General features: G+C 68.7%; 21 protein-coding genes. 10 read left to right on the top strand and 11 right to left on the bottom strand.

The features are described 5' to 3' along the window. Window positions 1-91 precede the first annotated feature (91 nt). A complete protein-coding gene (hemA, locus tag BLR05_RS02010) occupies window positions 92-1,390 on the bottom strand; it encodes a glutamyl-tRNA reductase (RefSeq protein ID WP_092832031.1) in 1,299 nt (432 codons plus the stop codon). Between the two features lie 79 nt (window positions 1,391-1,469). On the opposite strand from hemA, the gene BLR05_RS02015 reads away from it, so the two are divergent. Further along, the gene (locus tag BLR05_RS02015; RefSeq protein WP_092832032.1) at window positions 1,470-1,745 is read left to right on the top strand and encodes a hypothetical protein; all 276 of its coding nucleotides are present in this window, start codon (window positions 1,470-1,472) and stop codon (window positions 1,743-1,745) included. 7 nt (window positions 1,746-1,752) lie between these two features. Here the strand turns inward: BLR05_RS02015 and BLR05_RS02020 are convergent, their stop codons facing one another. Next, complete coding sequence (locus BLR05_RS02020) at window positions 1,753-3,321, bottom strand: MFS transporter (RefSeq protein WP_092832033.1); 1,569 nt, start codon at window positions 3,319-3,321, stop codon at window positions 1,753-1,755. Between the two features lie 115 nt (window positions 3,322-3,436). Here BLR05_RS02020 and BLR05_RS02025 point away from each other — a divergent pair, with 115 nt between their 5' ends. Beyond that, entirely contained in the window at window positions 3,437-4,342 is a 906-nt protein-coding gene (locus tag BLR05_RS02025) for a LysR substrate-binding domain-containing protein (protein ID WP_092832034.1), read from the top strand. A gap of 115 nt (window positions 4,343-4,457) precedes the next feature. Continuing rightward, window positions 4,458-5,426, top strand: coding sequence for a Bug family tripartite tricarboxylate transporter substrate binding protein (locus BLR05_RS02030; protein WP_092832035.1), 969 nt, complete (start codon window positions 4,458-4,460; stop codon window positions 5,424-5,426). Window positions 5,427-5,467: 41 nt separating this feature from the next. On the opposite strand, the gene BLR05_RS02035 is transcribed toward BLR05_RS02030, so the two are convergent. The 7 genes from BLR05_RS02035 to ugpB all read right to left on the bottom strand — a co-directional run bounded on the left by BLR05_RS02035 (window position 5,468) and on the right by ugpB (window position 13,500). Then, complete coding sequence (locus BLR05_RS02035) at window positions 5,468-8,041, bottom strand: DUF3772 domain-containing protein (RefSeq protein ID WP_092832036.1); 2,574 nt, start codon at window positions 8,039-8,041, stop codon at window positions 5,468-5,470. A gap of 19 nt (window positions 8,042-8,060) precedes the next feature. Then, window positions 8,061-8,825: a glycerophosphodiester phosphodiesterase gene (ugpQ, locus tag BLR05_RS02040; protein ID WP_092832037.1), complete on the bottom strand. Its 765-nt coding sequence runs from the start codon at window positions 8,823-8,825 to the stop codon at window positions 8,061-8,063. 40 nt (window positions 8,826-8,865) lie between these two features. After that, window positions 8,866-9,225, bottom strand: a complete 360-nt coding sequence (locus BLR05_RS02045; protein WP_092832038.1) for a bleomycin resistance protein — start codon at window positions 9,223-9,225, stop codon at window positions 8,866-8,868. A gap of 20 nt (window positions 9,226-9,245) precedes the next feature. After that, on the bottom strand, window positions 9,246-10,262 hold the full coding sequence (locus BLR05_RS02050) for a sn-glycerol-3-phosphate import ATP-binding protein UgpC (RefSeq protein ID WP_092832039.1): 1,017 nt from the start codon (window positions 10,260-10,262) through the stop codon (window positions 9,246-9,248). 60 nt (window positions 10,263-10,322) lie between these two features. Next, complete coding sequence (gene ugpE / locus BLR05_RS02055; protein WP_092832040.1) at window positions 10,323-11,174, bottom strand: sn-glycerol-3-phosphate ABC transporter permease UgpE; 852 nt, start codon at window positions 11,172-11,174, stop codon at window positions 10,323-10,325. Window position 11,175: 1 nt separating this feature from the next. After that, window positions 11,176-12,057: a sn-glycerol-3-phosphate ABC transporter permease UgpA gene (ugpA, locus tag BLR05_RS02060; protein WP_092832041.1), complete on the bottom strand. Its 882-nt coding sequence runs from the start codon at window positions 12,055-12,057 to the stop codon at window positions 11,176-11,178. A 132-nt stretch (window positions 12,058-12,189) separates the two neighbouring features. Further along, window positions 12,190-13,500: a sn-glycerol-3-phosphate ABC transporter substrate-binding protein UgpB gene (ugpB, locus tag BLR05_RS02065; RefSeq protein WP_092832042.1), complete on the bottom strand. Its 1,311-nt coding sequence runs from the start codon at window positions 13,498-13,500 to the stop codon at window positions 12,190-12,192. Between the two features lie 329 nt (window positions 13,501-13,829). Here ugpB and serA point away from each other — a divergent pair, with 329 nt between their 5' ends. The 4 genes from serA (at window position 13,830) to BLR05_RS02085 (ending at window position 21,489) form a co-directional block, all read left to right on the top strand. After that, a complete protein-coding gene (serA, locus tag BLR05_RS02070; RefSeq protein WP_092832043.1) occupies window positions 13,830-15,059 on the top strand; it encodes a phosphoglycerate dehydrogenase in 1,230 nt (409 codons plus the stop codon). A gap of 149 nt (window positions 15,060-15,208) precedes the next feature. After that, window positions 15,209-17,008: a methyl-accepting chemotaxis protein gene (locus BLR05_RS02075; RefSeq protein ID WP_092832044.1), complete on the top strand. Its 1,800-nt coding sequence runs from the start codon at window positions 15,209-15,211 to the stop codon at window positions 17,006-17,008. Between the two features lie 120 nt (window positions 17,009-17,128). After that, window positions 17,129-21,043 carry a DUF3683 domain-containing protein gene (locus BLR05_RS02080; RefSeq protein ID WP_092832045.1) on the top strand — a complete coding sequence of 1,305 codons (3,915 nt, stop codon included), beginning with the start codon at window positions 17,129-17,131 and terminating at the stop codon, window positions 21,041-21,043. After that, a complete protein-coding gene (locus BLR05_RS02085; protein ID WP_092832046.1) occupies window positions 21,043-21,489 on the top strand; it encodes an HIT family protein in 447 nt (148 codons plus the stop codon). Before BLR05_RS02080 ends, BLR05_RS02085 begins: the two co-directional genes overlap by 1 nt. 9 nt (window positions 21,490-21,498) lie before the next feature. Here the strand turns inward: BLR05_RS02085 and BLR05_RS02090 are convergent, their stop codons facing one another. Both BLR05_RS02090 and BLR05_RS26945 read right to left on the bottom strand, forming a co-directional pair. Next, complete coding sequence (locus tag BLR05_RS02090) at window positions 21,499-22,395, bottom strand: GGDEF domain-containing protein (protein WP_225978954.1); 897 nt, start codon at window positions 22,393-22,395, stop codon at window positions 21,499-21,501. 11 nt (window positions 22,396-22,406) lie between these two features. Next, window positions 22,407-22,568, bottom strand: coding sequence for a hypothetical protein (locus BLR05_RS26945; RefSeq protein ID WP_225978953.1), 162 nt, complete (start codon window positions 22,566-22,568; stop codon window positions 22,407-22,409). A 97-nt stretch (window positions 22,569-22,665) separates the two neighbouring features. On the opposite strand from BLR05_RS26945, the gene BLR05_RS02095 reads away from it, so the two are divergent. From BLR05_RS02095 to BLR05_RS02105, 3 genes are all read left to right on the top strand, one after another. Next, on the top strand, window positions 22,666-23,097 hold the full coding sequence (locus BLR05_RS02095) for a gamma-butyrobetaine hydroxylase family protein (protein ID WP_092832047.1): 432 nt from the start codon (window positions 22,666-22,668) through the stop codon (window positions 23,095-23,097). A gap of 156 nt (window positions 23,098-23,253) precedes the next feature. Then, entirely contained in the window at window positions 23,254-23,985 is a 732-nt protein-coding gene (gene ubiE, locus BLR05_RS02100) for a bifunctional demethylmenaquinone methyltransferase/2-methoxy-6-polyprenyl-1,4-benzoquinol methylase UbiE (protein WP_013595945.1), read from the top strand. 48 nt (window positions 23,986-24,033) lie between these two features. Next, a complete protein-coding gene (locus tag BLR05_RS02105) occupies window positions 24,034-25,065 on the top strand; it encodes a Tim44 domain-containing protein (RefSeq protein ID WP_092832048.1) in 1,032 nt (343 codons plus the stop codon). The last annotated feature ends 13 nt before the right edge of the window (window positions 25,066-25,078 follow it).

Below are 25,078 nucleotides of genomic sequence, written 5' to 3' on the forward strand. Positions count from 1 at the left end.
GGCTGCGGTCGTTGTTCGCAGACCGGGGCATCCGGGTGCGGATGCTGGAGGCCAGAGAGGGTGAGGCCTGGCGGCAGGGCGGCGGGCGCCGCTACAGGCCGCTCTTGGACTGCGAGCGCAGGAAAAGGCGGGAGACGGTCTGGGCCGTCTGGGCGCGCGTGTCGGCATCGCCTGCGCGCAACTCGGCCAGGGTGCCGTGCAGCATCTTCTGCGTGAGGCCGCGCGAGAGCGCTTCCAGCACGGCGTCCATGTCCTCGCCCCTGGCGATGAGCTTCTTGGCGCGTGCGATCTCCAGCGCACGCCATTCGTCCGCCTGGGCGTGGATCTGCTGGATGAGCGGCACCACGCCGCCCACGGGGCTGCGCTGGTCCATCCAGTGCATGAAGCTCTGCACGCCCGCGTCGATGATGGCCTCGGCCTGCGCGACGGCCGCCTGGCGGCTGGCCTGCGCGGTCTGCACCACGCTGGCGAGGTCGTCCACGGTGTAGAGGTAGATGTCCTCGAGCGCCTTCACCTCGGGCTCGATGTCGCGCGGCACGGCCAGATCGACCATGAACATGGGGCGGTGGCGGCGTTTCTTGAGCGCGCGCTCGACGGCGCCCAGGCCGATGATGGGCAGGCTGCTGGCGGTGCAACTGACCACGGCGTCGAACTCGTGCAGGCGGTCGGGCAGGTCGGCCAGGCGCATGACCTCGCCGCCAAAGCGGGAGGCGAGCTTCTCGCCGCGCTCCAGCGTGCGGTTGGCGATGGCGAGGCTCTTGGGGTTCTTCGCCGCGAAGTGGGTGGCAGCGAGCTCGATCATCTCGCCCGCGCCCACGAAGAGGATGCGGATCTCGGTCAGGTCTTCGAACAGCTGCCCGGCCAGGCGCACGGCGGCGGCGGCCATGCTGATGCTGTGGGCGCCGATCTCGGTGCTGGTGCGCACTTCCTTGGCGACGGCGAAGCTGCGCTGGAAGAGCTGGTTGAGCGTGGTGCCGAGTGCGCCGGCGGTCTCCGCCGCGCGCACGGCGTCCTTCATCTGGCCGAGAATCTGGGCCTCGCCCAGCACCATCGAATCGAGCCCGCTGGCCACGCGGAACGCGTGGCGCGCGACGAGGCTTTCTTCGAGCGTGTAGGAGTGCGAGCGCAGCAGCGAGGGGCTCACGCCGCCGCTGTGGGCGAGCCAGTCGAGCGTGTGGTCCAGTGCCGGCTGCTGGCCGGCGCAGTAGATTTCGGTGCGGTTGCAGGTGGAGAGGATGGCGGTTTCCACCTGCGGATGGCGCGTGGTGCCGCCCAGCGACTGGCGCAGGCCCTGCAGCGTGGGCGCGATCTGGTCGATGGCGAAAGCAAAACGGCCGCGCAGATCGAGCGGCGCGGTCGTGTGGTTGATGCCGAGTGCCCAGACTGCCATACCCGGATTATAAAATTTCCACCCCGCCCGTGTGCTTCCCGCAGCACAAGGGTCTTGATCTGCGTCATGCCCTTGCGCTATGGACCCGACTGCCGCCGCACTCCACCTGCTGAATTTCATGGCGCCCGCCCTGGGCGTGGCGCTGTTGCTGGCCTGCCTGGCCGCGCTCTGCTTCCGCGGAACGCCCCGCAGCGTCGGGTTCCCGGGGCAGGTGGCCGTGAGCTTTGCCGTGGGCCTCGGGGTGTGCGTGGCCGGGCTGGTGCTGACCGGGCGGGACGGGAAGATGCTGACCTACGCCGCCCTGGTGGCGGCGTGCGGCACGGTGCAGTGGGTGCTGGTGCGAGGCTGGCGTTGAGAGGCCCTCAGTGCATGCCGCTGCCGCAGGGCTGAAGATCCCCATGCACCGGCCGGCCCCGGCCCCTCAGCACCGCGAGGCTGAGCCCGGCCGTGATCCAGGCGGCCAGCCCGCCATACAGCATCACCCAGCCGAAGCCCTGAATCACCACCTGCTGCAGTGGCGTCACGCTCGCGACCGGCAGGGAGTGGGCGGCCAGCAGTTGCTGCGCGCCAGGCAGGTCGCCGCCCGCAAGCCGCCGGGCCAGCGCTTGCAGCAGGCCCGGTTCCACTGCCGGCCCCCACAGTCCGCGCAATGCGGCCTGGATGCCCGCCACCAGCACCAGGCCCATCACGGCGATGTGGATCACCAGCGTGATGAGGCGCGCGCTCACGTCCATGCCTGACGCCATTCCGGCGCGGTGCGGCGGCACCGAGGCCGTGGTCATGTTGGTGGCCGGCGTCGTGGTCAGGCCCAGTCCGATGCCTGCGACGAGCGCGCCGGGCAGCACGGTCCAGCCGCCGAGGTGCGCCATCAGGCTGCCGCCCCACATCAGCATGAAGCCCAGCCCGATGATGAAGAGCCCGGAGGGGATCACCCAGGCCGCCTGGCAGCGCAGCAGCAGCCATTGTGCGACGGGAGGCATGACCAGGAACGGCACCGTATAGACCAGCAGCATCAGGCCGGTGGCCGTGGTGTCCAGGCCCACACCGGCGCCGAAGTAGAAGGGCAGATAGATCATGAAGGGCCAGTAGCTGCAGTTCATGCCGACGCAGGCCAGGATGCCGCCCGAGAAGTCGCGGATCGTAAATACGGAGAAGTCGAACATCGGGCGGGGCTGACTGCGCTCCACCGCGATGAATGCCGCCAGGCTGACGGCGGCCAGGGTGGCCAGGCCGAGGGCGGCAGGACTCTTCCAGCCGAGGCTTTCGCCCTGCATGAGGAAGCCGGTGAAGCCGAGCACGGCCAGGGTCAGCGTGCCAAGGCCGGCCCAGTCCAGCCGGTGCTCCCGTGCCTGGGGATCGCGGGACTCCGCCACGCCGGCACGGATCAGGGCCAGCGTGAGCGCGGACAGCGGCACGTGCACCAGGAACACCCAGTGCCAGCTGGAGGCCCAGACGATGGCGCTGCCGGCCATGGGGCCGAAACCCAACCCGACGCCGGCCACCACGCCCCAGACCGCGAAGGCGCGGCCCCGCTCCCGGCCGTCGGGAAACTGGTGCGAGAGCAGGGCGATGGAGCAGATGAACATCGCGCCGCCTGCGATCCCCTGCACCAGCCGGCCCAGGATGAGCACGGGCGTGGAGCCGGCCCATCCGCACCAGAGCGAAGCAAGGCCGAAAGCCAGCACGCTGAGCATGAAGACGCGGCGGCGGCCGTACCGGTCCGCCAGGGTGCCGGTCGCCATCAGCACCGTGGTGCAGCCGATGGTGTAGGCGTTCATGATCCATTGCAGGCCCTGGAAGTCGGCGTGCAGTTCCTTGTCCAGCACGGACAGGATCACGGGCACGCTGGAAATCTCCAGGCCGAACATCAGCGCGGAAAGGCAGATGGCGGCCAGCGCCAGGCGCCGGGAGTTCTTGAGGTGTTCAGGCATAAGGGCTCCAGAAAGCAGGCCGGGAAGGCAGCCGCCATTCTGGAAAGACTGGATTCATGATACAAATGATTAAATAATGTGGGATTCAGTTGATTTTTTAATTTATTAGAGCGCAATGACCATCGACACCGGATTGCTGCACACCTTCGTCGCGGTGCATCGCAACCAGGGCTTTACCCGTGCGGCCCAGCAACTGCACCTGACGCAGTCCGCCGTCAGCCACCAGGTCCGGCGGCTGGAGGCGCTGGTCGGTCGGCCGCTGTTCCGCCGCACGACCCGTCGCCTGGGCCTGACGGCCGACGGCGAGGATCTGCTGCACCACGCCCAGCGCGTGCTGCAGGCACAGGAAGCGCTGGAGCGGCATTTCCGCTGCTCGCCCATCGAGGGCACCGTGCGTCTGGGGGTACAGGAGCACTTCATGAGCGACGGCCTGCCGCAACTGCTGCACCAGTTCGCTCGCAGTTGTCCGCATGTCCGGCTGGAGGTGAGCGTGGGCCTCACGCTCGACCTGTCGGCCATGGTGCGCGAAGGGGATGTGGACCTCGCCGTGATCACCAGCACGTCCGAAGTGAGCGGCGGCATTCCGCTGCAGCGCCTGCCGATGGTGTGGGCAGCCGCCGAGGGCTGGGAGCGGCGGGACGGCGCCTCGCTGCCGCTGGCCTATTCGCCGTTGCCGTGCGTGTGCGGCCAGATCGGGATCGATGCGCTCGAGCGGGCGGGCATCCCCTGGCACAAGGCCTTCAGTTCGCACAGCCTGCACGACCTGCGCGCTGCCGTGCTGAGCGGTCTGGCAGTGGCCATGTTCACGAGCGACAACCTGCGTCCCGGCATGGTGCTGCTGGGCGAGCGCGACGGGTTGCCGCCATTGCCCATGATGGATTACATGCTGGTCTACAGCGATGGGTCGGTGCAGGGCAGCCGTGAGGCGGTGCGGGAACTGGGGCGGCTCATCGAACAGACCGAATGGGCCTCGCAGGAGGTGGCCGGCAATGGGCTGCAGCGCGCGCGGACGGCGCGTTAGCGGTCAGAACGCCGGCCATCGCCGCGAGCCGTCCCACGGATATTGCCCCTGTCTCCACGGCCGCTCCCGCCTTAAGCTGCCGTCTCCACAACACCAACATTCCCGGAGACTTCCCATGCGCTTGCACACCTGGCTTGCCGTCGCCACCCTCGCCTATACGTCCGTGGCTGTCCTGGCCCAGCCCGCCTTCCCCTCCAAGCCCATCCGCGTGGTGGTCGGCTTCCCGGCCGGAGGCCCGCTGGACCAGCATGCGCGGCTGCTGACCGACAAGCTGCAGGCGGTACTGGGCCAGCCGGTGGTGGTGGACTATAAGGCCGGGGCCGGCGGCACAGTGGGTGCGCAGGACGTGATGAAGGCGGCGCCGGACGGCCACACGCTGATGCTGGCCAACACGGGCGTGATGGTCATCAACCCGGCGCTCTACAGCAAGCTGCCGTATTCCACGCTCAAGGATTTCACGCCCATCGCGCGCACGGCGATGCAGCCGCTGGCGCTGCTGGTCAACCCGAAGCTGCCTGTGCGGAACCTGCAGGAGTTCATCGCTTACGCGAAGGCGCGGCCGGGGCAGGTCAACTTCGGCTCGGCGGGCAACGGGGGCATCAGCCACCTGGTGCCGGAGATGTTCAAGACGGCGACGGGGCTGTTCATGGTGCATATCCCGTACCGCGGCAGCGCGCCGGCCTTCACCGACCTGATGGGCGGGCAGGTGCAGTTCATGGCCGAGAGCATTCCGCAGGCGGCGGCGTACCACCAGCAGGGCAAGGTGCGGGCGCTGGCCGTCACCAGCCGCGCGCGCAATCCGGCGCTGCCTGACGTGCCCACGGTGATCGAGGGTGGTATCCCCCACTTCGAGGTGGTGGGCTTCTACGGCTTCCTGGCGCCGGCCGGCACGCCCAGGGACGTGGTGGCGAAGCTCAGCGATGCGTTCGCCCAGGTCATGCAGTCGCCCGACGTCAAGAGCCGCATGGTGGCGCAGGGCGCCGATCCGGCCTTCCTCGGCGCCGATGCGTTCGCCAGCTTCCTCGCGGCGGAGATGCCGCGCTGGGCCGTGGCGGTGCAGCAGTCCGGCGCCAAGCTGGACTGAGCTGTCCTGAACCGAAGCCGCCGGCGGGCCTGCGGCGGTGGTTACGCCGCGCCCGGCGTGGGCGTGCCGGCCGGATCCCTGGGCTGGAGGGCGGCTGCGGACAGAGGCGCGACCGCGGTGGTGGCCGGGGGCGAGAGCGCCAGGCCTGCGGCGCGCAGCGATTCGAGGATGGAGAACAGCAGGTCGCTCTTCACGCCGCCGGCGTTGCGCGGGTTGCTCACATAGCCGATGGCCAGGAAGGTGAGGGTGCCGCTCACGATGTCTTCGAGCGTGACGCTGGGCCCGGGGGTTTCCAGGATGCTTTCGTGGGCCTTGAAGGCGTCCAGGATCAGGGCGCGCATGCGCTGGGCGTCGGTGTCCAGCGGGGCCGGCAGGCGCAGCAGCACGCGGCCCTGCGAGCCGCCCCAGGTCATGTTGCGCACGGTCTTGGTGATGAATTCCGAGTTGGGCACGATCACGGTGGAATGGTCGCCCAGCTGGATCTCGGTGGCGCGCACGTTGATGCGGCGGATGTCGCCTTCGGTGTCGCCGAGCTTGACCCAGTCGCCCACCTTCACGGGCCGCTCGGCCAGCAGGATCAGGCCCGAGATGAAGTTCTGCACGATGGCCTGCAGCCCGAAGCCGATACCCACCGACAGCGCGCTCGCGACCCAGGCGATGCGCTCCACGCTGATGCCCAGCGCCGCCAGCGCGGCCGCGATCACCATCACGCCGCCGAAATAGCCGAGCAGGGTGGTAATGGAGCTGCGCATGCCCGGCTCCAGCGTGGTGCTGGGGAAGTACCGGTCGCTGAGCCAGCGCTTGATCACGCGGATGCCGATGAAACCCGCGATGACGACGCCCAGGGCCGTCAGCAGGGACTGCGGGGCCAGCGCGAAGTTGCCGAGGTTGAGGCCCTGGTCCATCGCGCTGCCCCGGCGGAACAGCTCGTCCGGCCCGGTGCCGAAGGGCGCCAGCAGGGCGATGATGAGATAGAAGAACAGCACGACGCGCAGCGCGCCGGACAGCACGACCGCCGCCTGGTCGAGCAGGCCCGGATCAATGCCCATGCCCGTGTGCAGGCGCCGCCCGAAGCCGCTGCGCGAGGAGAGCAGGGCGTCGCAGAGGTCGTCCACCAGTTGATAGAGCAGGTAGGCGGTGGCGAAGGCGACGCCGCTCCAGACCATCTGCCGCGCCAGTGCCCCGGCCAGCGCGATGTAGCCGAAGGCGACCAGCAGCACCACGGCCAGGGAGGCGATGCCCGCGCAGGCGACCAGCAGGCCGACCCAGAGCGGGCGTGGCGCGTCGGCCGGGGGCGGCGCGGAATCTTCGCCGGTGGCCGGCTCCTGCGCCGATACGGGCAGCGGCGCGTTGAGCTGCCGCACCGACGCGGCGACGACGGCGGCCACCAGCAGCGCGAAGCAGGCCTGGGCGGTGATTTCCGCGGAGAGGCTGGCGCCCACGGCGGCGTTGATCTCCGTCACCATGCCGCCGAGCGCCGCGATGATCGCGATCCACCAGGGGTAGGGGCTCAGCCGGCGGGCGAGGTCGTCGGGCAGCGAGGGCAGGCGCCAGGAACTGCGCTTGCGCGAGAGCAGGGAGTGCCCCAGGCCGATGGCGAAGGCCGCGAAGACCGCGAGGTTCACGGCGGTGTGCCCGAGCCCGTCGAGCCGCTCGCCGAGGTTGTCACCCGCGTCGAGCCCGCTCAGCAGCCATTGCGCGGCGGTGCCGGTGAAGACCACGTTCGCCAGCACGGAGGCCGAGGCCAGCAGGGAGCGCCGCAGCCGGCCCGCGGGCAGCTTGGCCGGTGCCAGGCGAACGAGCAGGCGCTCGCCGGCCCAGTTGCCGGCCACCAGGAGCAGCAGCGCCCCCAGCAGGCTGGCGAGGAAGGTCCGGCGCCGCTCGGGTTCGAGGGCGCGCTGCGCAGCCTGTCGGGCCTCGATGGCCAGGACGGACAGGCGTTCGGTGTCCGTGGGCCACGCGGCGCGCAGGTTGCGCCAGAAGGCGGCGCCCAGGGGCGAATCGGCGCGCGCGGTGAGTTCGGCCTGGAACTGCTGGCGCCGCTGGCGCAGCAGGTCGGCGCCGAGCTGTTCCGCATCGACGGCGATCAGGCGCGCGAGCTTGAGGTCCGCATCGACGGTGGCGCGCTGCTTGGCGAGTGCGCTGCGCTGCTGGACGACGTCGGGCGAGTCGGCGGGCGCGCCTTTTTCGGGGGCGGGGCCGAGTCCGGCGAGGCGGCTGTCCAGGTCCGCCAGATCGGCCGTGCGGCGGGCCACCACCTGCTCGGCGGTGGCGCCCACGGCGTAGGCGTCGTTCACGAGCTTGCGGCCGTCGTCCTGGTCTCCGAGCTTGCGGGGGATGGCCTCGAGGCGCTTGCGCAGCTCGTCCACGGAGGGCAGCGGCGTGTCGGGATCGACAACATCCGCCGCAGCCGCCGCCGCAGCGGCTGCGGTGGCCCGGGATGCCGCAGCGCTGCTGGCGGATGCCGGGGCGGAGGCGGGCGCCTGCGGGGCGGCCTGTGCCGTGCCGGGCGGCCAGGCCAGCAGGCAGGCCGACAGGAGGATCAGCGCCTGCACGGTGCGCGGAAGGCGCCGCAGGAAACGAAGCGGGGAAAGGAAGTGAATGGTCGCGTCCATGGCTGGACCCGCGAGGGTATCACCGTGCCGGACTGAAGAGATCCACCCGGTCGGTGATGATCCCGTCGGTGCCCAGGTCGATGAGCCGCTGCGCGGCCCATTCGTCGTTCACCGTGTAGCTGAGCGTGCGCAGGCCGCAGGCCTTCACGGCGGCGACGTGCTCCGCCGTCCAGAGCGCATGGTTGCAGACCACCGCCGCGCAGCCGAGCTGGCGGGCGGTGTCCAGCCAGCCGGGCTCCAGGGCGTCGAGCAGCAGTCCGCGCGGCAGCAGGGGCGCGGCGTCGCGCGCGCCCGTGAGCGCCGCCACCTTGAAGGAGGTGAGCAGCGGCGGCACCTCGGCCTGGTGCCAGAGCCGGGCCGCCAGCGCGGCCACGGCGCGGCCGGTTTCCTCTTCGGTGCCCGGCGTGGGCTTGATCTCGATGTTCAGCAGGTAGCCGTTGGCCAGGCAGAAGCGTGCCAGGTGCTCCAGGGTCGGCAGGGGTTCGCCCGCGCTGCCGCGGGAATGCCAGCTGCCCGCGTCCAGTTGCGAGAGTTCGCCCCAGGGGCGCTCGCCGGCGGTGCCCCGGCCGTTGGTCGTGCGGTCCAGGGTGGCGTCGTGCAGCAGGAAGACGACGCCGTCGCTGCTCAGCTTGGCGTCGCATTCGAACATGCGGTAGCCATGGCGTGCGCCGAGCCGGAAGGCCGCCAGGGTGTTCTCGGGGCCCAGCCGGCCCGCGCCGCGGTGGGCGATCCATCGGGGGTAGGGCCAGTTGGCGGGGGGCGTGGTGGATGGGGTGGCAGTCATGGCGATGGACTATAGGACCGCCGTCGGCGGACGCGGTTGCTCAGGACTGCAGGATCTCTTCGCCGAACTTGAGCAGGTTGCCGTGGGGATCGTGCACGTAGAGCTCGCGCATGCCCCAGGGGCGCTCCACGGGCGGCGGCAGTTCCAGTCCCCGCTGCGCGAATTCGGCATGCAGCGCGCGCACGTCGCCGCGCACATAGCAGGAGGTGTTCTCGGCGATGTGGCGCTCGCCGCAGAGCCAGAAGTGCAGTTCGCAGCCGTCGCGCCCGGCGATGAGGTAGTCGCCGGTACGCAATGCGACCGTGAAGCCCAGCCGCCCGGAATAGAAGGCAGCGCTTTCTTCGAGGTCGAGGGACGCCAGCACCGGGATGGTGGCGTGCAGCGGGGCTTTTTGTTCCATGCGGACGGTGCCGGCGCGGCTCAGAGCCGCTTGCCGGAGGCGGCCTCGAACCAGTGCAGCCGGTCCATGCGGGGCTCGACATGGATGGTGTCGCCGGGCTGGGGATGGTGGGTGCCTTCCTCGATGCGCACGATGACCGGCTCGTCCCCGCCGCCCGACTGCAGCCGGCCATACACGAGGCGCTCCGCACCCAGCAGCTCGACCGTCTCCACGCGCAGTTCCCAGCCCACACCGGAGATGTCGATGTGCTCCGGCCGGATGCCGAGAATCGCGCCCTGCCGCCCGCCCGGGGCGTTCTTCAGCAGGTTCATGGGCGGCGATCCGATGAAGCTCGCGACGAAGGTCGATGCGGGGGTGTGATAGACCTCCTCGGGCGTGCCGAACTGTTCCATCACGCCGCCGTTCATCACGATCATGCGCTGGGCCAGCGTCATGGCCTCGACCTGGTCGTGCGTGACGAACAGGCTGGTGATGCTTAAGCTCCGGTGCAGCTTCTGGATCTCCAGGCGGGTCTGCGCGCGCAGCTTGGCGTCGAGGTTGGAGAGCGGCTCGTCGAACAGGAACACCTGCGGCTGGCGCACGATGGCGCGGCCCATGGCCACGCGCTGGCGCTGGCCGCCGGAGAGTTCGCGCGGCTTGCGCTCGAGCAGGTGGCCGAGTTCGAGGATCTTCGCGGCCTTGTCCACGCGCGCCTTGATTTCGTCCTTCGGCACCTTGGCGATCTTCAGGCCGTAGGCCATGTTCTCGAAGTTCGTCATGTGCGGATAGAGCGCGTAGTTCTGGAACACCATGGCGATGTCGCGCTGGGCGGGCTCCAGGTTGTTGACCACGCGCGGGCCGATGGCGATCTCGCCGCCGGAGATTTCTTCCAGGCCCGCCACCATGCGCAGCAGGGTGGACTTGCCGCAGCCCGAGGGGCCGACGATGACGATGAATTCGCCGTCGGCGATTTCGGCGCTCACGCCGTGGATGACCTGGTTGGCCTTCGGGCCGTGGCCGTAGCGCTTGACGACGTTGCGCAGGGAAAGAGATGCCATGTTGCGATTGGATTCGTAGCTGGATGCGTGGGTGGAATGGGCGTTTCAGTGGGGGATGGACTACTTCTCGGTGTCCACCAGGCCCTTCACGAACCATTTCTGCATGAGGATCACCACCGCGGCGGGCGGCAGCATGGCCAGAATGGCGGTGGCCATGACGATGTTCCACTCGTTCTGCCCGTCGCCGCCCGCGATCATGCGCTTGATGCCGATCACCACGGGGTACATGTCTTCGCTCGTGGTCGCCAGCAGCGGCCAGAGGTACTGGTTCCAGCCGTAGATGAACTGGATCACGAAGAGCGCGGCGATGGAGGTGCGCGACAGCGGCACCAGCACGTCCTTGAAGAAGCGCATGGGCCCGGCGCCGTCGATGCGCGCGGCCTCGACCAGCTCGTCCGGTACCGTCAGGAAGAACTGCCGGAAGAGGAAGGTGGCGGTGGCCGACGCGATCAGCGGCACCGTGAGGCCTGCGTAGCTGTTGAGCATGCCGAGATCGGACACCACCTGGTAGGTGGGACCGATGCGCACTTCCACCGGCAGCATCAGCGTGATGAAGATCAGCCAGAAGCACAGGCCCTTGAACGGGAAGCGGAAGTACACGATGGCGAAGGCCGACAGCAGCGAGATGGCGATCTTGCCCACCGTGATGACCATGGCCGACACGAAGCTCACCCACATCATGCGGGCCACCGGCGCGGTGGAGCCGGCTCCCTGGTCGCGCCCGAAGAGGGCCGCCTTGTAGGTGTCCCAGAAGTTCGTGCCGGGCAGCAGGGGCATGGGCGCCTGCACGATTTCCTGGGCTGTGTGGGTGGAGGCCACGAAGGCCAGGTAGAGCGGGAACGCCACGATGACGATGCCCAGGATCATGATGAAGTGCGCGAGGGTGCCGCGCGTGAGGCTGCGTTCGACCATTTCAGTACTGGACTTTCTTTTCAACGTAGCGGAACTGCACGACGGTGAGCGCGACCACGATCAGCATCAGCACCACGGATTGCGCCGCGGAGCCGCCCAGGTCCATGGCCTTGAAGCCGTCGTAATAGACCTTGTAGACCAGGATGGCCGTGTCCTTGCCCGGGCCGCCCTGCGTGGCGGCATCGACGATGGCGAAGGTATCGAAGAACGCGTACACCACGTTGATGACCAGCAGGAAGAACGTGGTGGGCGAGAGCAGCGGAAACTGCACGCTCCAGAAGCGCCGCCATGGTCCGGCGCCGTCGATGGCCGCAGCCTCGATCAGCGACTTCGGGATGGACTGCAGCCCCGCCAGGAAGAAGAGGAAGTTGTAGGAGATCTGTTTCCAGACCGAGGCCATCACGATCAGCGCCATGGCCTGGCCGGAGTTGAGCAGGTGGTTCCAGTCGATGCCGAGGCGGCCCAGCGCGTACGACACCACGCCCAGCGAGGGCGAGAACATGAAGACCCACAGCACGGCGGCCACGGCTGGTGCCACCGCGTAGGGCAGGATCAGCAGGGTCTTGTAGAACATGGCGCCCTTGACCACCCGGTCGGCGAACACCGCCAGCAGCAGCGACAGCACGATGCCGCTGGCTGCCACCAGCACCGAGAAGAACGCGGTGGTCTTGAACGACTCGATGTAGCCGGGGTCGTCGAACAGCCGGCGGAAATTCTCCAGCCCCACCCATTCGGTGGACGTGCCGAAGGCATCCTGCATCTGCAGCGACTGCACCAGCGCCTGGCTGGCGGGCCAGAAGAAGAAGACCACGATGATGGCCATCTGCGGCGCGATGAGCAGCCAGGGCAGCCAGGCGGACTGGAATCGGACGCGTTTTTCCATGGCGGATGCAGTTACCTTGTGCCCGGCGTGCACTGCCGGGCTGTCGAATGACGAAAAGACCCTCCCTGCGGTCGCGGGGAGGGCCGGTACGGTGATCGGAAGCCGGCCGGGCCGGCCCCGGGGCTACGGGAATCAGCCCTTGTTGGCCTTCTGGAAGCGTTCCAGCTGTTCGTTGCCGCGCTTCACGATGGCGTCGAGCGCTTCCTTGGCGGTCTTCTTGCCGGACCAGACCTGCTCGAGTTCCTCGTCCTCGATGGCGCGGATCTGCACGTAGTTGCCCAGGCGGATGCCGCGGCTCTTGTCGGTCACCTTGCGGATCATCTGCGTCACGGCGACATCGGTGCCCGGGTTTTCCTTGTAGAAGCCCGACTTCTCCGTCAGTTCGTAGGCGGCGGTCGTCACGGGCAGGTAGCCGGTGCGCTTGTGGCTGGCCGATTGCACTTCCGGCGTCGAGATGAACTTGAAGAATTCGGCCACGCCCTTGTACTCGGCGGGCTTCTTGCCGGCCATCACCCACAGGCTGGCACCGCCGATGACGGTGTTCTGCGGCGCGCCGGGCACGTCGGGGTAGTAGGGCAGGGGGGCGAGGCCGTAGGCGAACTTGGCGTTCTTTGCCACGTTGCCGTAGAAGCCCGACGACGTGTTGATCATGGCGCACTCGCCGGAGACGAAGCTCGCCTCGGGCACGTTGCCGCGGCCCTTGTACACGAACAGGCCCTGCTTGGCCATGTTGGCGAGGTTCTCGATGTGGCGCACGTGCAGCGGCGAATCGACCTTCAGGCGGGCGTCGAGGCCCTGCAGGCCGTTGGCCTTGCTCGCGAACTCCACGTTGTGCCAGGCAGAGAAGCTCTCCACCTGCGTCCAGTTCTGCCAGGCCGTGGTGAACGGGCACTTGTGGCCGGACGCCTTGAGCTTGGCGGCGGCGTTGACCACTTCGGGCCAGGTGGCAGGCGCCTTGTCGGTGGGCAGGCCGGCGGCCTTGAACGCGTCCTTGTTGAAATAGAAGATCGTGGTGGAGCTGTTGAACGGGAAGCTCAGCATCTGGCCATTGGGGGCCGTGTAGTAGCCGGCCACGGCGGGGATGTAGGCCTTGGGATCGAACGGCGCACCGGCGTCCTGCATCACCTTGCCCACGGGCACGATCGCGCCCTTGCTGGCCATCATGGTGGCGGTGCCCACTTCGAACACCTGCAGGATGTGCGGCGCGTTGCCGGCGCGGAAAGCGGCGATCGAGGCCGTCATGGATTCGTCATAGCTGCCCTTGTAGGTGGGCACGATCTTGTAGTCCTTCTGGCTCTCGTTGAACTGGCGGGCCAGGTCGTTCACCCATTCGCCGTTCACGGCCGTCATCGAGTGCCACCACTGGATCTCGGTCTGCGCGTGGGCCGGAATGCAAGCGGATGCGGCGATGGCGGCGGCCAGGGCCAGGTGCTTGGGCTGCATGGAAACTCCTCAAAGTATGGCGATGCGAAAGCGGCGCATGTTATGCGTGCCACATGTCATCGGTATGTCGTTGTCGCATGCGCAGGGGGTTCCACGGATCGGGAACTTCCCTGGACGTCAGGCTCTGTGGGGCGGAATTGTGTCTGTTTTGTGACGGATTGCCCGGCTCGTCCGTCACCTGTGTGACCGGAATTCCACGTGGTGGATCGAAAAGCCCCGCAGGTACAGGGTTTCTTCCCATTGCACAATGGTCTCCCGTCTGCGATGCATAAGTGATGCAGGCGCCGCCATCCCTCCCTCCTTCCCCTCCTTCTCCTTCCTGTAGTTCCATGACCAAGACATCGCTGGACAAGAGCAAGATCAAGTTCCTTCTGCTGGAGGGTGTGCACCCTTCAGCGCTCGACGTGCTGCGCGGCGCGGGCTACACCCAGATCGAGGCATTGCCGGGGGCGCTGGAGGGCGAGGAACTCCACCGCAAGATCGCCGACGCGCATTTCCTGGGGATCCGTTCGCGCACCCAGCTCACGGCCGAGGTGTTCGCGCACGCCCACAAGCTCGTGGCCGTGGGAGCCTTCTGCATCGGCACCAACCAGATCGACCTGGAAGCGGCGCGCGAGCGCGGCATCGCCGTTTTCAACGCGCCGTACTCCAACACCCGCTCGGTGGCGGAGCTGGTGCTCGCCGAGGCCATCCTGCTGCTGCGCGGGGTGCCCGAGAAGAACGCCGTGGCGCACCGCGGCGGATGGCTCAAGAGCGCCGAGAACGCCTACGAGATCCGCGGCAAGACGCTGGGCATCGTGGGCTACGGCTCCATCGGCACGCAGCTGTCGGTGCTGGCCGAGGCGTTGGGCATGCATGTCGTCTTCCACGACGTGGTCAGCAAGCTGCCGCTGGGCAACGCCCGCCAGGCGCCGTCGCTGCAGGCGCTGCTGGCGCAGAGCGACATCGTGACCCTGCACGTGCCCGAACTGCCCTCCACGCAGTGGATGATCGGGCCGGACGAGATCGCGGCCATGAAGCCGGGCGCGATCCTGATCAATGCGGCGCGCGGCACCGTGGTGCGCATCGAGGCACTGGCCGAAGCGATCCGCGCGAAGAAGCTGCTCGGAGCGGCCATCGACGTGTTCCCGGTCGAGCCGCGCAGCAACAAGGATGAGTTCACCTCGCCCCTGCGCGGGCTGGACAACGTCATCCTCACCCCCCACATCGGCGGCTCCACCATGGAGGCGCAGGCCAACATCGGCCTGGAGGTGGCCGAGAAGCTTGTGAAGTACAGCGACAACGGCACCTCGACCTCGTCGGTGAATTTCCCCGAGGTGGCGCTGCCCGCGCACCCGGGCAAGCATCGCATCCTGCACATCCACCGGAACGTGCCGGGGGTGCTGTCGGCCATCAACCAGGTGTTCGCCGACAACCAGATCAATATCTCGGCGCAGTACCTGCAGACCAACGAAAAGGTGGGCTACGTGGTGATCGACATCGATGCGCAGTCGTCCGAGCTGGCGCTGGACAAGCTCGCTAGCGTGCCGGGCACGATCCGCAGCCGCGTGCTGTTCTGAGCGTCGTCCGGGGCGGCGCGGCGTTTCCGGCTCCCATGGCCTCTGTGGCCATGGCGGACGCAGAACGGGAAAATGGCTGACAACATTCTTTTTGTATCAATTGATACATTTGGTGACTATTCAGGTCCCATCCTGGCCATTTTCAAAACATGAATTTCTCCCACATCAAGCTCGCGCCGCGGCTGGGCCTTGCCTTCGCCGCCATGGTCGTTCTCTCGGTCTTCCTGGGGCTCTTCAGCCTGCGGCAGATGTCGCAGTTGCAGGAGCAGACCAGCACCGTGGTGGACAACAACCTGCCGTCGGTGATGATCCTGTCGGAATACCGCCGCAATCTCGACCTGATGCGGCGCGTGGAAGCCCTCCTGCTGCTGGAGACGCCCGACAAGGAGCAGGGTGAGTACCGCGCCTCGTTCGACAAGACGGTCGCCAAGTTCGAGGAACTCAACCGGACCTACGTCGAGCCCACGTTGATCGGCAGTCCCGGCGAGGCGGCCCTGGCCGCGGCCTTCAAGAAGGACCTGGCGGCCTACATCGCCGCTGCATCGCGCATCCGCACATCCGCGCAGGACCGGGGCCAGCATGCGGAACTGCTGAACCACATGCTGAACACCACGCGCGGCCTGTACTTCTCCACCAGCGAGCAGCTCGACAAGGTCATCCAGTACAACGTGGACCAGGCCAAGGACGCCTCCAGCCTGGCCGTGCAGATACTGGACAGCGGCCGCAGCTGGCTCGTCGTGACGATGGTGGCCGCCGCGGCCATCGCCGCGCTGCTGGCCGTGGTCATCGTGCGCAGCATCGTGCATCCCCTTGACCGCGCCATCGATGCGGCCCAGCAGGTGGCGCAGGGCAACCTGGCCGTCGAACTGCGCTCCGACGGCCGCGACGAGGTGTCCCGGCTGCTGCGCACCCTGGTGGACATGCGCGACACGCTGGCACGCATCACCGGCGACGTCCGCCGCAACGCGGAAGGCGTGGCCACGGCCAGCGCCCAGATCGCGCAGGGCAACGGGGACCTGTCGGCCCGCACGGAGCAGCAGGCGGCTTCGCTCCAGCAGGCGGCGGCGTCGATGGAGCAACTGGGCGCCACCGTGCGCCAGAATGCCGAGAGCGCCCGCCAGGCCAGCCAGCTGGCGGCCAGCGCGTCGGGCATCGCGAGCCAGGGCGGCGAGGTGGTCGGCGAAGTGGTCGAGACCATGAAGGGCATCAACGAGGCGTCGCGCCGCATCGGCGACATCATCGGCACCATCGACGGCATCGCCTTCCAGACGAACATCCTGGCGCTCAACGCCGCGGTGGAGGCCGCGCGTGCCGGCGAGCAGGGCCGGGGCTTCGCCGTCGTGGCCGGCGAGGTGCGCAGCCTCGCGCAGCGCAGCGCCGAGGCCGCCAAGGAGATCAAGAGCCTGATCGGCAACAGCGTCGAGCGGGTGGAGCAGGGCACGGTGCTGGTGGACAAGGCCGGTGCCACGATGACCGAAGTGGTCAACTCGATCCGGCGCGTGACCGACATCGTGGCGGAGATCAGCGCGGCGAGCAGCGAGCAGAGCGACGGCGTGGCCCAGGTGGGTGCGGCGGTGACGCAGATGGACCAGGCCACGCAGCAGAATGCCGCACTGGTGGAGGAATCCGCGGCGGCCGCCGGCAGCCTCAAGACCCAGGCGGAACAGCTGGTGCAGGCGGTGGCGTTCTTCCGCACGGCCCCGGGGGCGGCGGTGGCCCGCAGTGCACCGGTGGCGCCCATGCCGGCGGCGGCTCCCGTGGCGATGGTGGCGGCCCCCGTGCCTGCGCGGGCCAGGCCGGCGCAGGCACCTGCGGTGAAATCCGCGCCCCCGGCCCGGGCCGCGGCCCCGAAAGCCCGGATCGGCGCTTCCGCTGCCCCGGCGGCTTCCGGTGCGTCCCGGCCCGCTCCCCGTGCCGCGGGCGGGGAAGACGAGTGGGAGAGCTTCTGAAGCCGGCCTGCCGGGGCGTACGGGCGTGGCGACGGGGCCCGGCGCGCTGGAGGCCGCTGGCTTAAAATCGCGGCCCCTCCCAAGGTTGGGAGCGTCCGCGCTCCCCAGGTGATCCCCCCGATGAATGCACCCACTGAGTTGGCAGCCCTGATGCCACAGGCCGCCGAGCCCACTCGCCTGCGCGAGATTCCGTACAACTACACCTCGTTTTCCGACCGGGAAATCGTCATCCGGCTGCTGGGTTCCGAGTCCTGGGACGTGCTGGACCAGTTGCGCCGCGAGCGGCGCACCGGGCGTTCCGCCCGCATGCTGTACGAGGTGCTGGGCGACATCTGGGTCGTGCAGCGCAATCCTTACCTGCAGGACGACCTGCTGGACAACGCGGGCCGCCGCAAGATGCTGGTGGATGCGCTGCAGCACCGGCTCTCGGAGATCGGCAAGCGCCGCACGCCCGGCGAGGACGCCGAGCGCGACCGCCTGGTGGGCCAGCTGGTGGAGGCCGCCCGCCGGGCCATCGCGCAATTCGACGCCACCTTCGTGGAGGCCGCCCAGCTGCGGCGCCAGGTGCAGAAGCGCCTGCGCCGCCACACGGCCAGGGACAACATCAAGTTCGACGGCCTGTCGCGCGTGTCGCACGTGACCGACGCCACCGACTGGCGCGTCGAGTACCCGTTCGTGGTGCTCACGCCCGACACCGAGGCCGAGATGGCCGCGCTGGTCAAGGCCTGCATCGAGCTGGAACTGACCATCATCCCGCGCGGCGGCGGCACCGGCTATACCGGCGGCGCCATTCCGCTGACCTGGCGCAGCGTGGTCATCAACACCGAGAAGCTCGAGGCCATGACCGAGGTGGAGATGCACCGCCTGCCGGGCATGGACCGCGAGGTCGGCACCATCTGGACCGAGGCCGGCGTGGTCACCCAGCGCGTGGCCGATGCGGCCGAGCGCGCGGGCTTCGTCTTCGCGGTCGATCCGACCAGCGCCGAGGCCTCGTGCATCGGCGGCAACATCGCCATGAACGCGGGCGGCAAGAAGGCCGTGCTCTGGGGCACGGCGCTGGACAACCTGGTCAGCTGGCGCATGGTGACGCCCGAGGCGCAGTGGCTGGAGGTCACGCGCCTGGACCACAACATGGGCAAGATCCACGACGTGGAGACGGCCACCTTCGAGCTGCGGTATTTCGAGGCCGACGGCAGGACACCGATCCGCACCGAGCGGCTGGCCATCCCCGGCCGCACATTCCGCAAGGAGGGCCTGGGCAAGGACGTGACGGACAAGTTCCTCTCCGGGCTGCCCGGCATCCAGAAGGAAGGCTGCGACGGCCTCATCACCAGCGCGCGCTGGGTGGTGCACCGCATGCCGGCGCACACGCGCACGGTGTGCCTGGAGTTCTTCGGCAATGCGAAGGACGCGGTGCCCTCGATCGTCGAGATCAAGGACTTCATGTTCGCCGAGCAAAAGCGCAGCGGCGTGCTGCTGGCCGGCCTGGAGCACCTGGACGACCGCTACCTGAAGGCCGTGGGCTACGCCACCAAGAGCCGCAAGCACGGCGGCGGGCTGCCCAAGATGGTGCTGTTCGGCGACATCGCGGGCGACGATGCCGACGCCGTGGCGCGCGTGACCAGCGAGGTCGTGCGCATCGCCAACTCGCGCGCGGGCGAGGGCTTCATCGCCATCAGCCCCGAGGCGCGCAAGAAGTTCTGGCTGGACCGCAAGCGCACGGCCGCCATCAGCCGCCACACCAACGCCTTCAAGATCAACGAGGACGTGGTGATCCCGCTGCCGCGGATGGCCGAATACACCGACGGCATCGAGCGCATCAACATCGAGCTGTCGCTGCGCAACAAGCTGCAGCTGTGCGATGCGCTGGAGGAGTTCTTCCAGCGCGGCAACCTGCCGCTGGGCCGACAGGACGATGCGCACGAGATCCCCTCGGCCGAGCTGCTGGAGGACCGCGTGGCCCAGGCGGTGGCGCTGATCGGCGAAGTCCGCACGCTCTGGAGCGGCTGGCTGCAGGGCGTGGAGGCGCTCTTTCCGCAACTGCAGGACCACACCCTGCGCGCGAGCTGGAAGACGCAGCTGCGCGAGCCGCTGGCCAAGATGTTCCCCGGCGCGGCCTTCAAGCCCATCATGGACGAGGCGCAGGCCATCCACAAGCGCGTGCTCAAGGGCCGCGTGTGGGTGGCGCTGCACATGCATGCGGGCGACGGCAACGTCCACACCAACCTGCCCGTCAACAGCGACGACTACCAGATGCTGCAGACCGCCCACGAGGCCGTGGCGCGCATCATGGTGCTGGCGCGCAGCCTGGACGGCGTGATCTCGGGCGAGCACGGCATCGGCATCACCAAGCTCGAATTCCTCACCGACGACGAGCTGCGCCCGTTCGCCGACTACAAGCGCCGCGTGGACCCGCAAGGCCGCTTCAACAAGGGCAAGCTGCTGCGGAGCCAGGAGCCTGCCGCCCGGGAGGGCGCTGCGCCGGCGGCCGTTTCCGCCCGCGAGTCGCTGATGTTCTCGGACCTGACCAATGCCTACACGCCCAGCTTCGGGCTGATGGGGCACGAGTCGCTCATCATGCAGCAGAGCGACATCGGCGCCATCGCCGACTCGGTCAAGGACTGCCTGCGCTGCGGCAAGTGCAAGCCCGTGTGCGCCACGCACGTGCCGCGCGCCAGCCTGCTCTACAGCCCGCGCAACAAGATCCTGGCCACCTCGCTGCTGGTCGAGGCGTTCCTGTACGAGGAGCAGACGCGCCGCGGCGTGTCCATCAAGCACTGGCAGGAGTTCGAGGACGTGGCCGACCACTGCACCGTCTGCCACAAGTGCTACACGCCGTGTCCGGTCAAGATCGATTTCGGCGACGTGACCATGAACATGCGCAACCTGCTGCGCAAGATGGGCAAGAAGACCTTCCGCCCCGGCAATGCACTGGCCATGGGCATGCTCAACGCCACCAACCCCGACACCATCAAGCTGATGCGCACGGCCATGGTGGACGTGGGCTTCAAGGCGCAGCGCATGGCCGTCGATCTGCTGCGCGGCTTCGGCCGCAAGCAGACCGCGCACCCGCCCGCCACGGTGGGCACGGCGCCGGTCAAGGAGCAGGTGATCCACTTCATCAACAAGAAGCTGCCCGGCGGCCTGCCCAAGAAGACGGCACGCGCGCTGCTGGACATCGAGGACAAGGACTACGTGCCCATCATCCGCAATCCGGCCGCCACCACGGCCGAGACGGAGGCGGTGTTCTACTTCCCCGGCTGCGGCTCCGAGCGCCTGTTCTCGCAGGTCGGCCTGGCGACCCAGGCCATGCTCTGGCATGCGGGCGTGCAGACCGTGCTGCCGCCCGGGTATCTCTGCTGCGGCTACCCCCAGCGCGGCAGCGGCCAGTTCGACAAGGCCGAGAAGATGATCACCGACAACCGGGTGCTGTTCCACCGCGTGGCCAACACGCTGAACTACCTGGACATCAAGACCGTGGTGGTGAGCTGCGGCACCTGCTACGACCAGCTGCAGGGCTACCAGTTCGACAAGATCTTCCCGGGCTGCCGCATCATCGACATCCACGAATACCTGCTGGAAAAGGGCATCCAGCTGCAGGGCAAGGGCGCCTACCTCTACCACGAGCCCTGCCACAGCCCCATGAAGCAGCAGGACGCGATGAAGACCGTCAAGGCGCTGGTGGGCGACCAGGTGGTCAAGAGCGAGCGCTGCTGCGGCGAGTCCGGCACGCTGGGCGTGACCCGGCCCGACATCTCCACCCAGGTGCGCTTCCGCAAGGAAGAAGAGATCCGCAGGGGCGAGGCCAGGCTGCGTGCCAGCGGTGCCGTCGCTCCGCAGGAGAACGTGAAGATCCTGACCAGCTGCCCCAGCTGCCTGCAGGGCCTGAACCGCTACCAGGACGATCTGCAGAACGGCCTGCTCGAAGCCGACTACATCGTCGTCGAGATGGCGCGCGAGATCCTGGGCGAGAACTGGATGCCCGAGTACGTGCAGCGCGCCAACGCCGGCGGCATCGAGCGGGTGCTGGTCTGATGGCTTCCACCTGTCCGCTGTGCGGCGGCGACGGCGGCACGCTGGTCTGGCGTGGCCGGCAGGTGCGCGTGGTGCATGCCGGCGAGGAGGTCGGCCGCGGCTTCCCGGGGTTCTACCGCGTCATCTGGAACGCGCATGCTGCGGAGTTCTCGGACCTGGCCGAAACCGAGCGCGCGCACTGCATGGCCGCCGTGGCGGTGGTGGAGCAGGTGCTGCGCGAGCAGCTGCAGCCCGCGAAGATCAATCTCGCGGCCCTGGGCAACATGGTGCCGCACCTGCACTGGCACGTGATCGCCCGCTTCGGGTGGGACAGCCATTTTCCCGCGCCTGTCTGGGCGCCGCCCCAGCGCGAGCGTGACCGGGTCCAGGAGGCCGCCGCGCAGGCCCGGGGCGAATCCATCGCGCAGCGGCTGCACGAGCGCCTGGCCCAGGCCGGCCTGGACTAGGGCGCGCGGTCAGTCCGCCGCCGTCACGCGGTTGCGGCCCGCGTTCTTGCTGGCATACAGGGCCCCGTCGGCACGGGCGATCGCGGCTTCCAGCGATTCGCCGCTGCGCAGCTGTGCCACGCCCAGCGAAAGGCTCGCCGGGATGGCGTGCGCCCCGTGGCGGGCCGGGTGTTCGGACACGGCGGCGCGCATGCGCTCGGCCAGCGCCTGCGCGTCCGCCAGGCCGGACGTGGGCATCACCAGCAGGAATTCCTCGCCGCCCCAGCGCGCCAGCAGGTCGCGCGCGCGGCTGCTGCGCGCCAGCAGTTCCGCCACGTGCGCCAGGACCTGGTCTCCTGCCTCGTGGCCGTGGGTGTCGTTGATGCGCTTGAAGTGGTCGATGTCCGCGATCACCACCGCCGTCGGCTGCCCGGCCTGCCGCGCCTGCGCAATGCGGTCCTGCGCGAGGCTGGCCAGGCGCCGCCGGTTGGACAGCCCCGTGAGCGGGTCGGTGGCGGCCTGGTCTTCCAGCCGGCGCTCGGCGCGCAGGACCGAACCGTAGTAGTAGCGCGCGGTGTAGGCCGCCATGGCGAAGACCACGGCCACGTTGAACGCATGCGTGATCGAGAGCCCGAGGTCGCCGAGCGGCGCCTGCGCGCCGTAGCGGCGCGACAGCTCGTACATGCCGATGTAGAGGACGAACAGCGCGAGCAGCATCACCGGCGTGATCCTGCGCCGGCCCCGGCCCACCACGACGGCGGGGATGAACATCAGCAGGTAGTAGTGGAAGCCGCTGTTCCAGCCGACCAGCCAGGTGCCCAGGGCCGAATGGCCCACCACCTCGAGCCAGATCAGCGACAGCGCGGCGACGTTGCGCCGGCGCCCCAGCAGCGCGTAGGCCGCCGCATACATGGCGATGCTCGCCACATTGACCCAGGTCAGCAGCGGCGATCCGAGCAGCAGGAAGAGGGGATGAAGGCTGCGTCCACCGCCGCAGCCATCACCGTCACGCGCCGCGTCATGACCAGGAAGGCTTTGCGCGCCAGGCGCCCCTCCTCGGCACGATGGGGCGCGGGGATGGGGGCGTCGGTGCCGGGCATGGTGGGCTGTGGGGCAGCTGGTGGGACAATTCTCGTCCACGAATGTAAGAGTTGCTACCGCGGCGTCCCGCGCGGCAGAAAGATGAGAGAACCTTCCATGGCAGACCAGCAGGCGGCCGCCGCCGCGCCGCAATCGCTCACCGTGCACGGCGCGTCGCGCGTGCTCGAAATCGCCTTCGACGATGGCGCGAGCTTCCGCATTCCTTTCGAGTTGCTGCGGGTGTATTCGCCCTCCGCGGAAGTGCAGGGCCACGGCCCGGGCCAGGAGGTGCTGCAGACGGGCAAGCGCGATGTGCAGATCACCGCCGTCGAGCCCGTGGGCCACTACGCGATCAAGCCCGTGTTCTCCGACGGCCACCAGAGCGGGCTCTTCACCTGGCCGTACCTGTACCGGCTCGGGCGGGAGCAGGAATCGCTCTGGCAGCAGTACCTGCAGCGCCTGGCGGAGGCCGGGCTCGATCGCGATGCGCCCATGCCGGCGGGGCGCAACGGCGGCGGCGGTGCCGGTGGCGCCTGCGGCACGCACTGAGCGTATGCTCTAATATTGATAGCGCCAGCGGTTTTCCCGGCAAGCGCTGGCGCCGGTTTTTTCTTCAAGCCCCGCGTACCCGCCGCGCGACATATGTCCCAACCCTTTGCGGGGTTGTCACCGTCCGCGCGGCCCCTGCGCTCTTAGCATCCCACCATGAGCACCACCCATTTCGGTTTCCAGACCGTGGACGAGAACGACAAGGCGCGCCGCGTGCGCGGGGTTTTCGATTCCGTCGCCTCCAAATACGACGTCATGAACGACCTGATGTCCGGAGGCCTGCACCGTGCGTGGAAGGCCTACACCGTGATGGTCGCCAACCTGCGCGAAGGCCAGCGCGTGCTGGACATCGCCGGCGGCACGGGCGACCTGGCCCGCGCGTTCGCGAAGAAGGTGGGCGCGAGCGGCACGGTGGTGCACACCGACATCAACGAATCCATGCTGCGCGTGGGGCGCGACCGCCTCATCGACGAAGGCACCGTGCTGCCCACGCTGGTCTGCGACGCCGAGCGGCTGCCGTTTCCCGACAACCATTTCGACGTGGTGAGCGTGGCCTTCGGCCTGCGCAACATGACCCACAAGGACGTGGCCATCGCCGAGATGTGCCGCGTGCTCAAGCCGCGCGGCCGGCTGCTGGTGCTGGAGTTCTCGCAGGTCGCCAAGCCGCTGCGCAAACCCTACGACTGGTACTCCTTCAAGGTGCTGCCGCGGCTGGGCCGGCTGGTGGCCGGCGACGACGCAAGCTACCGCTACCTGGCCGAGTCGATCCGCATGCATCCGGGCCAGGAAGAGCTCAAAACCCTCATGCAGAAAAATGGCTTTGGACATGTGGACTATCACAACATGACTGGCGGCATCGTGGCCCTGCATGTTGGAATCAAGTGCTGAACTGGGACGAAGTACGCGTTTCGGATAACTAAACCGAGTGGAGATGACATGATGAAATTCTGGTCTGTGGCGTTGGTGGCGATGCTCGCGGTGGTCCACCTGGACGCCGATGCGCGCCGCATGGGCGGCGGCAAGTCGGTCGGCAAGCAGTCGAGCAACGTGACGCAGCGCGAGGCCGCGACCCCGCCGGCCACGCCGGCGGCCCCCACGCAGAACGCGGTGGGCAACAGCCCCGCCAATGCAGCCGCGGCCAAGCCGGCGGCTGCGCCGAACGCGGCGCCCGCCGCCGCTCCCAAGAAGCCGTGGGGCGCGATGCTGGGCGGCCTGGCCGCGGGCCTGGGCCTGGCATGGCTGGCGCACTCCCTCGGACTGGGCGCGGCCTTCGGCAATTTCCTGCTGATCGCGCTGCTCGCGCTGGTGGCCTTCGCGGTGATCGGCATGGTCATGCGCTCGCGCAGGCCGGCTTCCGCGGCTGCGGCCGGCGGCGCGCCCTTCGCTTTCCAGGGGGCCGGCTCCGCGTCGCCCTCCGATGCGGCCGTGCCGCGCCAGTACAGCCCGCAGAACGTGGGCAACGATGCCTCCGCGCGCCCCTTCGAGCGCAGCGGCATGGCGTTCGACACGTCCCGCGCCGCTGGCGCAGGCAGCGGCGTGGTGATCGGCTCCGCGCTGTCCGGATCGCAGAACTGGGGCGTGCCGGCCGACTTCGACACGCAGGGCTTCCTGGACGCCGCCAAGCGCAACTTCGTGACGCTGCAGGCCGCCTGGGACCGCTCGGACATCGCCACGCTGCGCTCGATGATGACCGACAGCATGGTCGATGAAATCCGCGCGCAGCTCGGCGAGCGCGAATCCCTGCGCGGTGCCAGCCAGCCCAACCACACCGACGTGGTGATGCTGGAGGCGCAGCTGCTGGGCATCGAGGACCTGGGCGACGGCTACATGGCCAGCGTGGAGTTCTCCGGCATGATCCGCGAGGAACCCTCCGCAGGCCCGAGCCCGTTCCGCGAGGTCTGGAACATGACCAAGCCCAAGAGCGGCACCAGCGGCTGGCTCGTGGCGGGCGTGCAGGCGCTCCAGTGAAACCGGCGGGGCC

The organism is Paracidovorax cattleyae (genome assembly GCF_900104515.1).
Classification (GTDB): Bacteria; Pseudomonadota; Gammaproteobacteria; order Burkholderiales; family Burkholderiaceae_C; genus Paracidovorax; species Paracidovorax cattleyae.